This is a genomic window from Paenibacillus sp. E222, from assembly GCF_013401555.1.
In the GTDB taxonomy this organism is placed as follows: domain Bacteria; phylum Bacillota; class Bacilli; order Paenibacillales; family Paenibacillaceae; genus Paenibacillus.
Genome location: NZ_CP058552.1, coordinates 4142409 through 4157316 on the forward strand (window position 1 = coordinate 4142409; position 14908 = coordinate 4157316).

The window sequence follows — 14908 nt, forward strand, 5'->3', positions numbered from 1 at the left end:
AACCGGTTTTTGGAAAGGGCCTTGTTTTTCCCTAACTGGCAGATCAAATCTTGCTCAATGCTTCCCTAAGGGACGTTCGCATACCCGTGGCGTTGGAAGGGTAAAGGTGGTATGATCGCGGAACCGAATGACAAAGCACTACCGATTTTCTTGTTTCTGGTAGCGGTCAAACTGTTTAGGTTTGCCATATGACCGGTCTGCGACTAGGATGTACTCCGGGTCCAGCAAATGAGGGCAACGTTTTAAATCGGGCTTATATCCAGTTGTTTCGGAACATTGACTGCTTCATATTCTTTTGCAAAACACAGTTCCTGAGAGTTCGTTATGTAATCTTGTTTAAGCTTCCCAAGTTCACTAAGAACGTGATTAATTTTCAGATCGTATTTTGAGTTATGTGCCTGAATAATTTGTAATTGCTCCAGAGTACCTACATAGACTTGATATGATTCTTGTTGAACTTGCTCATAGAGCTGAACTATTATCTTGTATTTAGAAGTTTTTAGCACCCATTTATGTAGCTTATTAAACTCTTGTTTTATTTTTTTGTGGACTTCAAAGGGATCTCCCTTATCAAAATAAGCCTTATTTTGCATAGTTTATAAACTATAGCCCCGAAGTCAAAATAAAACTCAGTACCAGACGTATAACGAATGGTACTGAGCAATTTATAGTCATTTAGGGGGATTAAGTAAAAAAGCTTACTTTCTTGCCTTTGAAATACCTACTACTAAACTGATGATAGTAGCGCTAAGTAAATTTAGCATATGATCGATTTCATCCCAAGATTTATGTCGTACTAACATATTAAAACCAATAAATACTAAGCTGCAGAGTATGAAGAATCCTAAGAAGTTTTTGAGAAAAATTTTCAAATTCATTTTCAATCCGCCACATACCCGCTCAAAAATTTCGTTGCGGTTGTACGGTCTAATTCATTCGTACGGGCTGAATTACTATAAAAAATAGTGTCCCATTTAGATCCGACAATGACAGTTGTTGCGACTAAGGATTTTTTTTCTGCATACCGCCGTTTATAATATACAAGTGGAATTTGGTCTTGAACAATGGTAAGAGCCATAGTACCTATAACTGATGTTGCAACTGCAGCTGAGGGGTTTGCGGCGGTCGCTAACCCAATAAGTAAGGCTGTCACTGCAGTGACAGTATATCTTTCTATCTTGCTACTACCATCAACCCATGAACCGTAATACCAGGCAGATACAGCACCTCCCATATAACTATCAAAAGGGGTAATCAGATCGCCTCTATCAGGACGCATAGGGATATTGGGGATAGTTGAGAGATCGGTTGGATCGACACCAAAATTTTGTGTTTCTGTTTCAGTTACTCCATTCTCATTAGTAGTAACTTGGAAAAGAGAGTTCTGAGTATCGATGATAGCATTTTGAGTTGCATGCTTAACGAATTCTCCTTCAGCGTTTTTCACATAAATAGTGCTGTCAACCTCAGTAAAATCCTTATTAGCTCTTTCTTCAACTTTATACGTATCTCCATTGCTTTCATAGGTATATACAAGATGCGCGTCTCCCGGTTTTCCTTCTAAGAAAATAAAGTTTTGTTTTTCTTGTGAAAGTTGACTTACGCTAGCTTCCAGTGCATTTGGAGCTGCAAGCATCACCGTAGGAACAACAACCTCAAGGCACAGTGCGATGGATAAAGCAGCTGTAATTAATTTTTTCACAGATAGAATCTCCCTTCGACTTCCAATTGTTTTAGTTGAGAAAAACTCCCTAAATGACTATATTTTCTATTTTATAACATTAAATACGCTTAATTGTATTCATTATGTAATTACAATGTTAATTATGGTTTTTAATTACAATCGATAATGAAGATAAAAAAAGGCAGACAAATGTCTGCCATTTTTCATGTTATTGAAATGTAAGCTTGCAGCTTTTTATTTTCATTAAGCAATTGCTTTATTTTAGTGGATTTAATAGTTAAATAGTTTTTCAAAATCGAATTCTCTTCGTTCATTCGCTGGTTTTTTAAAGATAAAGTCTCTATCTCTGAGACTAATTTATCTCATATTCGTGCCTTGCAGGCAAGGGCAAGACCAGCTTCGTCGATCTGCGAGATATCGGGGAAGCCGCCTCATCTATTGATTTGTTGAACATTTAAAAATGATTTTTTCTAGGACGAGCCTTACGGTTTGTCCTTTTTTTGTTGCTATAAGGAGGTATCAGTAATGAACATCAGAATCGTGCCAACCGATCATATTTACGCAGTAGCTTATAACCCGTAGATAGACCTTCAGCCTGGCGATCCAGAATATGTGAAACTTCGACCAAACTTTTGAGTTCAGTCGAGAACTTTCCTGAATATATATGATTTTCGACGTACTCTTGAACTAAGATGTGCTCCAGTGGTATAATAATTTTATAAATTATTCCTTAACTCCTAAACTCCCATTTTGCTGGAGACAAGGGTCTATCCGTCACTTTGACTTTGGTCTTCACAGAGTTACAAAGTAGGGTAGCTTGTATCGAAAGAACAAGTCTAGTGTAACACCTCAACCTATATCTCCGTTCTGATAAAGACAGAAATGAAGAGAGGATAAAATGTAGGACAAAAGGCTAAAGCCAATGAAGTTCCGCAGCTCCCGTTTGCTGGAGACAAGGAATGAAGAGTACCGAAAGGCTCTTGGAAAAGCAATGTTACTGAGTTTTAAAAGCCAATTTTTGCATGGATTCGTCCGTGCGGAGATCGGCTTTTTTGCGTTTCATTAAAAATCGAGAGGATGATTAAAATGTTTAAACTGTTCAGAGGTAAAGATGCAAAAAGTACGATTCATACAGCGGTAGGTGGGTTCCTCCATGAAGAGAAAAAACGTCATAAAAATGCTGTGGCTTTCTTCAGATGATGGCCGGAGTAACTGTTTATGTCGCTGTAGAAGTATGGGGAACCGCTGAAACAGAAGTGAAAATCAGTGATACCGTCCGTTTCGATATGGAAACTCAAAGTTTCTTTTACAAAACGGACGGAAATGAAATTAACGTGCAGGCTCTTAAAGGACAACCTTTTTGGCAAAGCGTGCAGCAAGTAATGGTCTTTGGACAAGATTTGCTGGATGATATTAAAGAACGTGAAGAAGGTCGTAAGCAGTTGGTATCCAACATTGCTGACCTGACACAACAAATGAATGAAAGTTCAATCGTTGTACCGAGAGTGAAAATGTTTCGTGTATAGCTTGAACAATACAGAAAAGCCGATTTTATGCATGTATCCCATGCGATGAAATCGGCTTTCTCAATTTAATAAGGAAAGTGATATGAAATGAGAAATAATTGGAGAGTTTGTCGAGAACCAGTATCTCATTCAATCGAACGTGTTTTTGATAACTACATGTTAGGCAGAATGACTCGTTTGGAATACTGCCAGCGCGTTGGATATCTGTTGCAGATGAAGGAGGTAAGGTAGGATGAAAACAGTGAAATTTACATATGACCCGCTGGCGCTTGTACGTATTGTCCTTCAGCGGCATGTTGAAGAGAATATTCAAGGAAAGTTTTATAAAGCAAAGCAATTTGCTTGTTATGAATACTTGTCTAAACTGTCGGATGAATCTTTGGAAAACTTGCTCAGGGAGTACACTAAACGACACAATCTTGACCTCATTACGTTGGAAAATTGGAAGCAAGATGGTGAACTCATCTTCGAGATTATTTTTGAACAAGAGGTTTATAGGCAATTGGAAATCGACTTCAAAAAAAGAGGTTTTGGGGCTACTGGTCTTGGTGTACTTGATGTCGGGAATAACGTTCTCTACGATATGTGGATTTGTCCAGCACTGGAGTACGATTCGACATATCGTGGAAAAGTCTTACCCACGATACGCAAAGGCATTGGATAAAATGTACATTTATGAAAGACTTGAAGAGTTTGATGGGGTCACCCGTGAGGAGTTGGAGCACTTTATCACAACCAACTTTGAACTTTATGGTGGCAGCAAGCCAGTCAAAGACTATCTGTAAGCAAGCATATAATGTTGATCTGAACACTTGAACAACTTTCAAGTGTTCTTCTTTATTCCAAAAACGAGGAGGTTTTTTCATTGAACTCAATTTTAAAAGATGCTGTTGTGGTTGCGGCTGGTCAAGGGGATGCAATTGGATTTTTAACTTGGAACTCCTTATCTAATATGCTAATCACGCCTGAAGACTTGAAACAGAAGCTTACCGATACAGGGCTGGGAGAAGGCTGGATGCCAAATGCAATTCGTCTACCAGACGCTTTTAGAAGAGCGACCAGTGAAAAGTTTAAACGGGAGATGTCGCCCGGTGTATATGAGAACTACATGTTTAGAGAAGTGGCATCGACAAGTTCTTTCGTGCAACTTAATTTGGTTTGCGAAACGGTGGATACCAAAGGGAGAAGGTTGAACTACATCCCGGATGTAGGATCGCTAGTATTGGATCGGAAAACGGAGAAGGTAGATGCCAGTTACGTCTCTTCCATGGCGCAGCAACTCGTTAGTAATGCTGCCCTACAATTTGATATCTTCCGAAACAACTATGGGTCTACTACATTACGAACCGTGATTACGAATGCTTTAAAGAGTATGTCACCAACCCCAGTAAGGCCATCTGGAGGTGTCTATTTTGTTCCAGCACAATTTGATGGAAACTTGGATGCACTGATCCGCTTTATTGTTTCACTTGAAAAAGGGGAAGCGGAGAAGGTTCCTGTCATGAACACGTTGGATATGAAAAACATGGTGACTCGGAAATTGATGGATCATCTCCGTTCAACACTGGCTGCTTGTGAGAACGGGGTAGAGAATCAACTCAAGAAGAATGATTTAAAAGCTATTCTTGAGGATGCGAAAAATGTGGTGAGCAACTTTAAAGACTACGAAATTATTGTTACAGGGAATTTGCAAGAAATGGAGGCTTATGTTGCGCTCATCCGTAAGAGAGTTGCGGATGCATTAGCAAATATGGCCGATTGAGTTTCACATTGTCTTGTTGAACGGAGCTACCCCTATTTCTTTTTAGGTTCAGCTCTTTTTAATTTCTAAAACCAATATATGGAGGACTTAAATATGAAAATTAAAAATATTCAAAATGCGTTGTCACAACAATATGCAGAACGTGAAGAAGTCATTGAAGGGCTTATGGTAGCCATGATTGCTCGTCAACATGCCCTTTTGATTGGACCGCCCGGAACAGGAAAGAGCGCAATGGTGAGTGATTTGACCAAGCGTATTACAGGAGCCAATTATTTTCAATGGCTGTCTGACACGCTTCAGTACACCAGAGGAGCTATTTGGACCTGTATCTTTGAAAGAATTGGAACAGGGTGTGTACAAGCGGAACACGGCTGGCAAATTACCAACGGCACATACATCCTTTCTCGATGAGATTTTTAAAGCGAATAGTGCCATTTTGAATGCACTTTTGACACTCATTAATGAAAGGATATTTTACAATGATGGCGCGCCAGCACAAGTTCCGCTCATGTCACTCATTGGCAGCTCAAATGAGTATCCTGAGGAAGGGGAAGGACTGGAGGCATTGTTCGACCGATTTCTACTGAGATTTGAGGTTAACTATATCGGAGAGGATCAGTCTTTTGTATCCATGTTGAAAGGATCTCCACCATCTCCTGCGGATATGAATATTGAAGAACTGTTTCAACTTCAATTTTTTAGTGACACGGTAGTGATTCCTGATGAGGTTTTTGATGCCTTGAGCAAAATTAGGAGAGAACTGATGGATGAAGGGATTCGTCCTTCGGATCGACGTTTTAAACAGACTCTCTCTGTGATCCGCGCGAAGGCCGTACTTGCTGGCAGAGATAAGGCTATCTTGGAAGACCTCATGATTCTCAAGAACAGTTTGTGGGAAAAACCGGAACAACGCGATAAGGTCATGAAAATCGTGCGGAACTATGCTCAGGATGCGGTGAAGACACGTATTCAAGGAATTGAAGCTGAAACAGCAGATATTATGAAAAATTTGGATCAGTCCAGTAATTCTACGGACGTTGCTGTTGAAAGTACGAAGAAACTGAAATCGTTGGTCAATGAGCTGAAAAAACTTCAAAAAGAACAACCAAACAGATCAGAAATTGAGAGTACGATTACAACTGTTCAAAGCTCTTTGAGTGGTATCGCGTCACAAGTGTTGGGAGTGTAGCAGATGAAGGAACCTATGAAATCTGTTTTAAACACAGATGCATATGACCGTAGACGATTTGGACAGTTAATGGAAATGTCGGACAGCCTCAAGAAAATTGGAAAAGAGGGGAAAAACATATTCCCCTTGATCCAACCTTTAATGAGTGATCTATGGGCCGGGTTGTTCAAAATGAAGCCAGAGCTACTTGATGAGGTTCCTGAAGAAATTGGAATGAACCATCAGCTCATGAAAAAAGTCATGACTGATCAAGGATATCTGGATTTTCGTGAGTTTACTCGCTTGGATGATCTGGCAGCAGCCATTGGCACAACGAAATACAGTGAAACCGTTCTTGGATGGTTAAAAGAGCAGGCTAAGCAAGATCAAGACTTGGCAGAAGCTTTAAAGAAGCTCATTCAAGGAGAAAAGGGAGCTTCCCAGCAAGCTACAGATGCTTTATCCGCAGCACTTAATCAGAACGGTTCTCAATTATCACAAATGCTCGCTCAGGCTGCTGATGAGGCGGTAGAGACTAAAGAAAATGTGAAATCTATTTTAGGTGGAATACAGGCCGGAAGTGGTGACAGTGAGCTGAAGAAGGTTCCTTTAAAAGAGCAATTATTTCTTGCTGAAAAGTTGAGTCATAATAAGAATTTGAAGGAAATCGCAAAATGGGCAGGACGAATGAAGGTCATTGCGAATCGTAAACAGCGTTCTAAACATAAGGATGCGATTGATCGGAATGGAATTCGGCAAGGGAGTGATATTGAGCAACTGCTGCCGATGGAGCTGGGCAGTTACGCCAGCCCCATTAGCAAATTGGATTTCTTACGCCGATATGCGGAATGTCAAACTCTTCAGTATGATACGAAGGGAAAAGAGCATCTCGGTAAAGGGCCAATCATCCTGTGTCTAGATCAATCTGGTAGTATGAAGGATCAGGATACTATTTCCAAGGGATTCGCTTTGGCACTCATGAGCATTGCTCGGAAACAGAGAAGGGATTTTGCGTGGATTCCGTTTTCCTCACATGCTTCTGATGCAATCATCTATGAGCGAGGAAAAATTGAAGTGCAAGATATGATTCAGCTTGCTACCGTTTTTCTTGACGGAGGTACGAATTTTGTACAACCCTTAAACAAAGCAAGCGAAGTCATTAAACAAAGTCGATTTAATCAAGCAGATGTTATTTTTGTTACTGATGGGGAAGCGCATGTAAATCATGATTTTTTAAAAGCGTGGACTAGCTTGAAGGAACAAAAAGGATTTTCTGTCTTGTCCTTGTTATTAGGGAAAGAATCCATTCATGGAGTAGACGGATTCTCTGATCGAATTGTTCGAGCCTCGTCGTTTGAGGATCAATCTATAGAGCAGGCTTTTGATATATGACCAAAGAACAGGGCGTGTACAATGCGTCCTGTTTTCTTAATATGAGGAGGATACAAGTATGAAAAGGTCAAGTATTCAGAGAACTACAAAAAGTCTTTTAAATATACGTGAACGTATTCGATTTGATTTGCCATTCCAACGCAACAGCGTGTGGAAGAATGATCGACGCTCGTACCTGGTCGATTCCGTCATTAGGGATCGCTACATCCCAAATATTCTCGTTTGGAATAACGGAGACGGATATATCTGGGTTATTGATGGTAGACAGCGTTGGGAGTCAGTTTTCTTCTTTGCCGATGGCGATTACAAGTTGAGTAATGGAACAGCGGATCTCAATGGTGAGTCGATTGCCGGTAAACGACATCTGTCGGTGACAAGAACATGTTCCCATTGAAGTCTGATATGCTCCCCTCATAGTAACCGTAGAAAGTTTTGTTTTTTTCTACTGTCTACTATGAGGGGAGCATATCAGTCGCTAATTTAGCGGCTTTTTTATTTTATCGGTACAAGTTCTTGTCCCGAGCCAAGGACAAGAACTTGTACCGATTGCCGGAATGGACAAGAACATCGTCCGATTACCGATTAGATGAATAGCTAAGTGTGGGTAGTGAGTCCTTTTGATCGACTAACAGACTAAATGGTGGATTACAATCATAAAGCAGCTGCTTCAACTGTTGAATGACAAGAACATAGTCACGGGAGCCATTAAAATTACAAGAGGGCTCTACCTTTAGTTTAGTTGACTGTGATGAGAGTACTCCGGATGAAGAAAACGATCTAAGCCAGGATTCCATTGAAGAACAACTGGACCTTCCGCTTAAAGAAATGGAGAAAATGTTGATTGGTTTAAAGGTTAAATTGAATATTAGGCTTTCTTCGCAAGATTGGGTCCAAGAGATTGTCAGTATACCATTTATCATTCAGGAGGTTGCCTTCAGTTATAAGACAATTCATGGACTGGAACTGCAGCTCAATGGCTTTGAACAGTTTCAAGTTTCAGTTCATAAAGACTATCATTCCAGTGCAGACTGATACGTCGGGGCGATTCTCTATTTCGTCCGCAGGTACGTATGGCGATGCTATCCTGGATGTGAACCTAAGAACGGAAGGGATGATCTATTACATCGGGGTCAAAAGAGGCACTATGAACGCGTCGGATTATTCAAGCTAAGAAAAAACTCCCCACGAACGCGTTTGTAAACTCAATATCAATAGAAAAGAAGCCTCCGATTCGGTTCGGAGGCTTCTTCGTGTCGAGAAAGTCCGACTTGAGCAAAATTCAGTGAACGCAAAGGTTGAGGGACAAGAACATTTAGCGGCCTCATTAATTTTATAATGGAATGTTGTGCACTAAGCAGGAATGTCGCCAAGAAATAGCTGATAATGCAGGGTTTGAGTTCGGTGATGTGGTAGCAGAAGGCACTATCGGTTAGACATAGACGCCAAGCAGTTGGACTGTGGTTTTGATATGATACGGCAATCGGTACAAGTTTAAAGCGATTACGAATAGTTGGATGTTTACGATCACTTAGTATAGATGAAATATTTATTACGTACGATACGCAGAATTTGTTTGGAGATAATTTAGACATTTACTCGAAAGCTTCAGGAGATTATTAAAACAGAAATGGGGTGACCCACTGCGATTGGGCTAGGAGATAACATACTCCAGAGCAAGATAGCACTCTATATTCTGGACAAATATCGAAGCGACTGGTTTCATTGATGAAGTAAGCTATGAGACATTTCCGCAGAAAATTTGGAACCATCCCGTCCGCGAGTGCTGGGGTGTTGGAGGGAGGAAGGAACGAAACTTAGCCCGTATGGGCATTTATACTATTGGGGGCCTGGTCAATGCAACTTAGCGACCATGAAAGCACGTTTTGGGATCATCGGTGAACAGCTTGTAATACACAGCCGAGGAATTGACCTAACGCATCCTTTCCATGACCTGATTTAAATAATAATGTCATCAGTCAGAAAAGTTTTGGAAGTGGTATTACCTTAATGAGGACTATAACCATGCTGAAGACGTCATTCCCGTCATTTTGGTAAATTTCTGCATCGGTTCAAAGACATTCTCTCGTTGTCCGGTTTTTTATCAGTAAAAGTTCGTTAGACTAACCTAGGGCAAAAACTTGCAGGGATTAGAAAAAACAAAATAATAAGTACAAAGAAAAAAGTGAACTATTTGGACATTATAGAATTTGATCAAAAAATTTGAGATTCATCTGGCGATTATTCCTTTCGTGTGAGAATGATTAGCTCAGTTGGGTTATTTTTCTATGCCTCGATTTTTTCATAAGAACTACTCACTGTCCAGTTAATTACGTTAATGAACTAAAATCAATTTGTAATGTTCTTTCCATATATTATTAAGATTAGATTTACTTTGTTAGGAAACAATAAGTTTGCAATATAATACCTCAATTGCAATTGAAATCGACAATCCAGAAACTCAATACAGGAGGAATAGAAATGCAATATTCACACGAGAATTTTCACGATTCTGAAACAAATCTTGAACAAAATAGTTTTATGGTTGATGATGATAACGGTGGTACAGCAACTTTAGAAAGAGTTCGTGTTGCACAAGAAGTAATTGAATTAACAAAAGAGGATGGTCCAAAGCAGTGGCATGTGAAGAACAGGGCAAAAGTGTTTATGTGCAAAAAAGCTGGGGGACAATATCCATGCGATTGCCCTGGTGTTAATTTATTTGTTGAAATCAAAAAGTCTAATGATCAAAGTATTATATTTAGTGGGGAAGTTGCAACAAATATAGATAGAAAATTCGATTTCGATATTGATGTTACTATCTCTAATCAAGATACTGCTCCCGGCTCGATGTATGTTCACCTTGAAGAACAATAATTTACTAACCGTAAGAGCTGTTGATTGACTCCCAATTGGTAATCCTATGGAAGCCGATAGCCTTCAAAATTCTAAATTGTCTATGCGCGCCTACGAGCGCTGACAGGCCACAAGCATTGAAACTTACCTTGAGATCATCCCTGATTGCGCGGGGTTATTAATCTAACAACTATTTTTCCCATTCATTTGGTGTCATTAACCGGGGCGCTGTCGAGTAGTTTAAAATAATTAGCTGCTTTCTTTGATCACTTAACGGGCATAGTTATAGAAGAAGTTATTGGAGATCTTCTTTTGAAGGAAGATTTTAAATTGAAGAACTATGATTTTTCCTGACAACAGCGTCTTGGTGTTCGTACCCCGTGAGATCCGAACAAAAGTCCATTGGCCTATGTAGGAGGATTAGTTATGAATGGTAGAATAATAAATAAGACAAATGAAATTTTATGTGTGTATGGTGGAGATCCGGTAGGCGGTTTTGATAATAGTTGTTTTCCTTTAAAACCAGGTGAAGCAACTTCTTCAAATTTCGATTGTGACGGATTTTTTGTTCCAAATGATAGACATGTCGGACAGGTATCATTTCCTGCACAAAAAGGTCCAGCAGCTGTTAAAATAAAGGACTATCAAACACTTACTGTTACTCAAGATGGAAACTTCTACCTTTTGGATTCACACAATTGGGGTATTTACCGGGCTGGTGAATTAAATTGGGCAATATATAATACTGATTATGCCTATACTGTTCGATGGGCTAGTCAGTATGGTAGCAACAGACCTATCGAAAGATATCTTAATCACGAATTGCCCGTTGGCGAACGTAACGGAGAGTTTGGAACAGAGATCCCTATCTAAACTCAAAAACCACAAAATCCCATGTAGTGCACCCCTTAGAATAGACATTGGAAAAACCCCCGGGTTTAGAGGATGAATTCTAGGGGGTGTATTTTTATGGGACAGAAATTTAAAACGTATTCCTTTGAACTGAAAAAGGAAGCTATACAGGAAAGATATCAGATCATGGACAAGGTAGCATCCTACGGAGATGTCCAAAAACTCGCTCGTGTGTTTGGGGTTTCCCGAAGTGGGTATTACGCGTATTTAAAGCGTAAACGAGTGGATCGCGATGCGAATGCGAAAAAACAGGTACTTCGAGCCTATCAGCGTTATGGCGGAAAATATGGTACAGCGGTAACGATGATTATGTTTGCAGATTATGATGCTTCTGCCACTATATCTTCAAAATGCCCGCGGCTATACAGCAATTGAAGCAGGCCTGCTTATGCTTCCCGGAGCACTCATCATGGGTTTTCTGATGCCTGTTACAGGTAGGCTGTTTGATCGCTTCGGAGCCAAGCGGAAGTATTATTGGGCAGCTTATTACGATCGGTACGACCCTAGGCTTTATTAACCTGACGGAATCGACGAGCTATATCTTTCTGCTACTAATGTCGTCTGCGAGACGAATTGGGATGGGAATGCTTATGATGCCTATTCAAACAGTGGGATTGAATGAGCTGTCGGCTAAGTTAAACGGTCATGGAACGGCTATTACTAATACTATACGCCAGGTTGCCGGAGCGATCGGAACATCCTTGCTCGTAACGGTTATGTCTTCGCAGACACGAGCCATTGGAATAAAATAGCAGCTTCAGGGGCCGCATTGACAGACAAATTGAAACTGGGAGCAATGATACAAGGTATCAACGATTCGTATCTTGTTCTTGTAGGCATTGGTATCCTTGGTTTGGTTCTGTCGTTCTTCATCAAGCGTACGGGGGAAGATGCTGAACTAAGCAACACTTTGGCAGAAAATTAGGCGGGAGATGAGCATCCATTTTCGAAAATGGCGATAAAGTAGGGCACCTGGGGACGCTTAAAAGACTTCTAGTGATTTCGAGTTGGCAAATGATCAATGTTCTATTTGGTGAAATGAATGTGTCGATGGAACCATAGGCATGTGCTTAGAATAAGTTACTGTTAGTTCTAACAATAACTTTAAAGGAGCAAACGTAATGGGAAATTGTTATATCGAATACAAGGATGGTAGACCACCTGTCTGCGGGCAAGCATCGTCCAAACAAGTTTGTTTTAATACTGCAGCATTAAAAAATGTAAAGTCTGCTGCTTGGTATGATAACCAGCCATGTCCATCTTACTTTCTACCCTCAATACTATTATCCAATGCCTCCAGCTCATTATTATTATCATCCTGTCCCTGAAGTAATGATGAATCCACAAGATTCTAACATTATGACAATATCAGTGGTTACTAATCCAGCTCTAGCTCAGGGATGGCAGGCACTGTGTAATGGTCATTTCGGAGGATGGTATGGTCAATGTAGAACTAATAGCGCTGATGCTAAAGCAGATGCAGATGAACATAATAGGACATCACACGGTGGAGAAAGATGGGCTACTTATGTAAAACGCTCATGTTAATTAGGTTCAAAGACGAGATTTAGTAGTCTCGTCTTTTTATTTGAGGTGGTGAAATGGAGAACTACTGAATTGCATGCTGGACTGCCGTGATTTACTTATGTTTATTTTAAAATTTAATGTGATGGCTGCCTTGCAGATCAGCACAATTATGAATGAGTTATTTGCTTCCAACACTATTCACGTTCACATAGTGAATTTCAATGCACAAGTCCTCAAATATATAAACTCTCGTGCAGAAGATGCCATTGAGATCCTTCGAGTTATGTTTAAACCCTGCTACCATAGCTCCGTTTCCCATTGATTCTTTGTATAACCGGCCAATCCACCCATGACGGCAGGACATTTGTTTTTACTCTACTTACTTGGTTACTTTTTAAGATAATTACGGGTGGAACGGTTAACGTTAAAAGTGATACTAACTACTACAACTCATTTTGGAGCTTTGGAGGGATCCGTAATGCGTATATAGTATCTAATTTCCGGTAAATCAAGATTGCCATCACCAACTATACTATAAATGGGATTGTAAATATCTATGTCATTGTTAATTGTCATTGCTATATCCATGCGATTAAATACAACATTTTTTGATTGGTACCAAGAAGAAGAAGCAGGATCTATCTTATGCCATGCTGTTTTTAAATTTGACATTGCTAGGGCTGATGAGTAGTTGTCCAAGTGAAAAATTGGTATTGTGTAGTCATTTGTACCATTTTGTAATCTATCATTTTTATTTTGATGCCATATTTTTGCTCCGGTTTGCAAAGAGTAAATACACGTCGTGTTCTCTTTTTCTCCCAAAAAATCACAATGCATACTAATGGTATGTTTAGGGGGAATTTCAATTAGAATTGTATTTACAATATCAAGTTTATTTTTATCATCAGGTCCGAATCCAGGTTGGTATTTAAATGCGTCCATATACACTCTCCCTTCGTAAATTCTAGATTGACTGAATAAACTCACACATCATTATTTGTGAATGACGTTTATGAGCAGATTGCTGATCGACATTAATGAATTCAAGCATAATTTTCATGTATAAAGTCTATCCAGCTTATAAAAAGCTTATTCATGAATAAGCTCTCACGGGAAGTTTCGTTCAGTTGGTTTTAGAGATACTATAAGCGCAATTGGCTGTTTCCGGGCGGTGCTGGCGGAAAGGGCAACTGATGTTGCACCAAAAATGGACAAGAACATGGTGTTTGCTGGGAAAGGGGAAATCTCGAAAGCTGCGTATAGCGTTAAGAACAAACATAACCTCTATCTCATGACGCTTCTTCTTTTTTAGGAAGTGCGTGTGTTCAGTGATACGCATCACATCATTAAAGGGAAGCATTTGTCGAGTAACACTCGGTTCGAGATCCTTTGCAAAAAGAACAAATGGGAGGATGCCCTCCATTCGTTAAGCGGAATAGGTGACCCTATTCAGTTGGAGGAGGGGTGACCGATACGGGGTATGAGAAGCCGGTAGAGTTTCGTTCCATGACGTCAATACCGATCAGTTCTCATGGAGTGGTAGTTGACAGTTCCTATGAGCGGGATATCTACAACGAATGCCATTGTCAGCAGCGGCAGATTATCCGGCCGCCGTACAACCTAAAGTATTATCCGACTTGGAATGGCATGTTGCCTGATGGCTTATTCCTGGATACGTCTCCGGAAACAATCGTCGAGATATTTGGAATGTCAGAGTATCATGAGCGGAAGCTTCAAAAGACTGCACATTTTACTCAGCTGAAGGGATTTAAGAAGAAGCCGTATTCATTCTGGTATAGGAAGCTTATAGTAGGGGAGTGACATCAAATAATAAAATGAATAAAAAATGTTATATGGGGACACAATATTTTCTAGTTAACAAAAATTGAAAACAAAAAATAATTCATGTAGGAAAACTAAAAACAAAAAAATGCCCTGTAGCAAAATAAAGGATTTGTACAAGTGTTGAGGGACCAGAACATGGTCCCATTGAAGTCGCTAATTTAGCGGCTTTTTTAATTTATCGGTACAAGTTCTTGTCCTGAGCCAAGGACAAGAACTAGTCCGATTGCCGATTAGATGAA

At 39.9% G+C, this 14908-nt stretch carries 18 protein-coding genes; 15 read left to right on the forward strand and 3 right to left on the reverse strand.

Annotated elements, in window-relative coordinates:
* Positions 1 to 242: 242 nt before the first annotated feature.
* Together HW560_RS18745 and HW560_RS18750 are read right to left on the reverse strand one after the other, a co-directional pair.
* Entirely contained in the window at positions 243 to 593 is a 351-nt protein-coding gene (locus HW560_RS18745) for a hypothetical protein (protein WP_090900023.1), read from the reverse strand.
* Between the two features lie 287 nt (positions 594 to 880).
* Complete coding sequence (locus HW560_RS18750) at positions 881 to 1702, reverse strand: hypothetical protein (RefSeq protein ID WP_179264221.1); 822 nt, start codon at positions 1700 to 1702, stop codon at positions 881 to 883.
* Between the two features lie 1178 nt (positions 1703 to 2880).
* Between HW560_RS18750 and HW560_RS18755 the strand changes: the two genes are divergently transcribed.
* The 14 genes from HW560_RS18755 (at position 2881) to HW560_RS34275 (ending at position 12222) form a co-directional block, all read left to right on the forward strand.
* Positions 2881 to 3210 (forward strand): hypothetical protein, encoded by a 330-nt coding sequence (locus HW560_RS18755; protein ID WP_090900014.1) that lies wholly within the window; start codon positions 2881 to 2883, stop codon positions 3208 to 3210.
* A 232-nt stretch (positions 3211 to 3442) separates the two neighbouring features.
* A complete protein-coding gene (locus tag HW560_RS18760) occupies positions 3443 to 3874 on the forward strand; it encodes a hypothetical protein (RefSeq protein ID WP_090900012.1) in 432 nt (143 codons plus the stop codon).
* A 201-nt stretch (positions 3875 to 4075) separates the two neighbouring features.
* The gene (locus HW560_RS18765) at positions 4076 to 4972 is read left to right on the forward strand and encodes a DUF6744 family protein (RefSeq protein ID WP_090900009.1); all 897 of its coding nucleotides are present in this window, start codon (positions 4076 to 4078) and stop codon (positions 4970 to 4972) included.
* Positions 4973 to 5065: 93 nt separating this feature from the next.
* Positions 5066 to 5383 (forward strand): AAA family ATPase, encoded by a 318-nt coding sequence (locus tag HW560_RS33950; protein WP_256222133.1) that lies wholly within the window; start codon positions 5066 to 5068, stop codon positions 5381 to 5383.
* The gene (locus HW560_RS18770; RefSeq protein ID WP_257031368.1) at positions 5304 to 6161 is read left to right on the forward strand and encodes an AAA family ATPase; all 858 of its coding nucleotides are present in this window, start codon (positions 5304 to 5306) and stop codon (positions 6159 to 6161) included. The genes HW560_RS33950 and HW560_RS18770 overlap by 80 nt, the downstream gene beginning before the upstream one ends.
* Positions 6162 to 6164: 3 nt before the next feature.
* Positions 6165 to 7532, forward strand: coding sequence for a vWA domain-containing protein (locus tag HW560_RS18775; RefSeq protein ID WP_090900006.1), 1368 nt, complete (start codon positions 6165 to 6167; stop codon positions 7530 to 7532).
* Positions 7533 to 7590: 58 nt separating this feature from the next.
* Positions 7591 to 7926: a DUF262 domain-containing protein gene (locus HW560_RS18780; protein WP_090900002.1), complete on the forward strand. Its 336-nt coding sequence runs from the start codon at positions 7591 to 7593 to the stop codon at positions 7924 to 7926.
* A gap of 1327 nt (positions 7927 to 9253) precedes the next feature.
* Positions 9254 to 9397 carry a hypothetical protein gene (locus tag HW560_RS34450; RefSeq protein ID WP_373565004.1) on the forward strand — a complete coding sequence of 48 codons (144 nt, stop codon included), beginning with the start codon at positions 9254 to 9256 and terminating at the stop codon, positions 9395 to 9397.
* 613 nt (positions 9398 to 10010) lie between these two features.
* On the forward strand, positions 10011 to 10406 hold the full coding sequence (locus HW560_RS18790) for a hypothetical protein (RefSeq protein WP_090899995.1): 396 nt from the start codon (positions 10011 to 10013) through the stop codon (positions 10404 to 10406).
* Between the two features lie 405 nt (positions 10407 to 10811).
* Complete coding sequence (locus tag HW560_RS18795; protein ID WP_090899992.1) at positions 10812 to 11258, forward strand: hypothetical protein; 447 nt, start codon at positions 10812 to 10814, stop codon at positions 11256 to 11258.
* Positions 11259 to 11354: 96 nt separating this feature from the next.
* Positions 11355 to 11672 carry a hypothetical protein gene (locus HW560_RS34260; protein WP_090899989.1) on the forward strand — a complete coding sequence of 106 codons (318 nt, stop codon included), beginning with the start codon at positions 11355 to 11357 and terminating at the stop codon, positions 11670 to 11672.
* Entirely contained in the window at positions 11623 to 11814 is a 192-nt protein-coding gene (locus tag HW560_RS34265) for an MFS transporter (RefSeq protein WP_306459247.1), read from the forward strand. Before HW560_RS34260 ends, HW560_RS34265 begins: the two co-directional genes overlap by 50 nt.
* A gap of 73 nt (positions 11815 to 11887) precedes the next feature.
* Positions 11888 to 12049 carry a hypothetical protein gene (locus HW560_RS34270; protein ID WP_306459204.1) on the forward strand — a complete coding sequence of 54 codons (162 nt, stop codon included), beginning with the start codon at positions 11888 to 11890 and terminating at the stop codon, positions 12047 to 12049.
* Positions 12050 to 12066: 17 nt separating this feature from the next.
* The gene (locus tag HW560_RS34275) at positions 12067 to 12222 is read left to right on the forward strand and encodes a hypothetical protein (RefSeq protein WP_306459205.1); all 156 of its coding nucleotides are present in this window, start codon (positions 12067 to 12069) and stop codon (positions 12220 to 12222) included.
* A 1052-nt stretch (positions 12223 to 13274) separates the two neighbouring features.
* Here the strand turns inward: HW560_RS34275 and HW560_RS18810 are convergent.
* On the reverse strand, positions 13275 to 13766 hold the full coding sequence (locus HW560_RS18810; RefSeq protein WP_090899983.1) for a hypothetical protein: 492 nt from the start codon (positions 13764 to 13766) through the stop codon (positions 13275 to 13277).
* A 522-nt stretch (positions 13767 to 14288) separates the two neighbouring features.
* Between HW560_RS18810 and HW560_RS18815 the strand changes: the two genes are divergently transcribed.
* Entirely contained in the window at positions 14289 to 14645 is a 357-nt protein-coding gene (locus HW560_RS18815; RefSeq protein ID WP_090899980.1) for a hypothetical protein, read from the forward strand.
* Positions 14646 to 14908 lie beyond the last annotated feature (263 nt).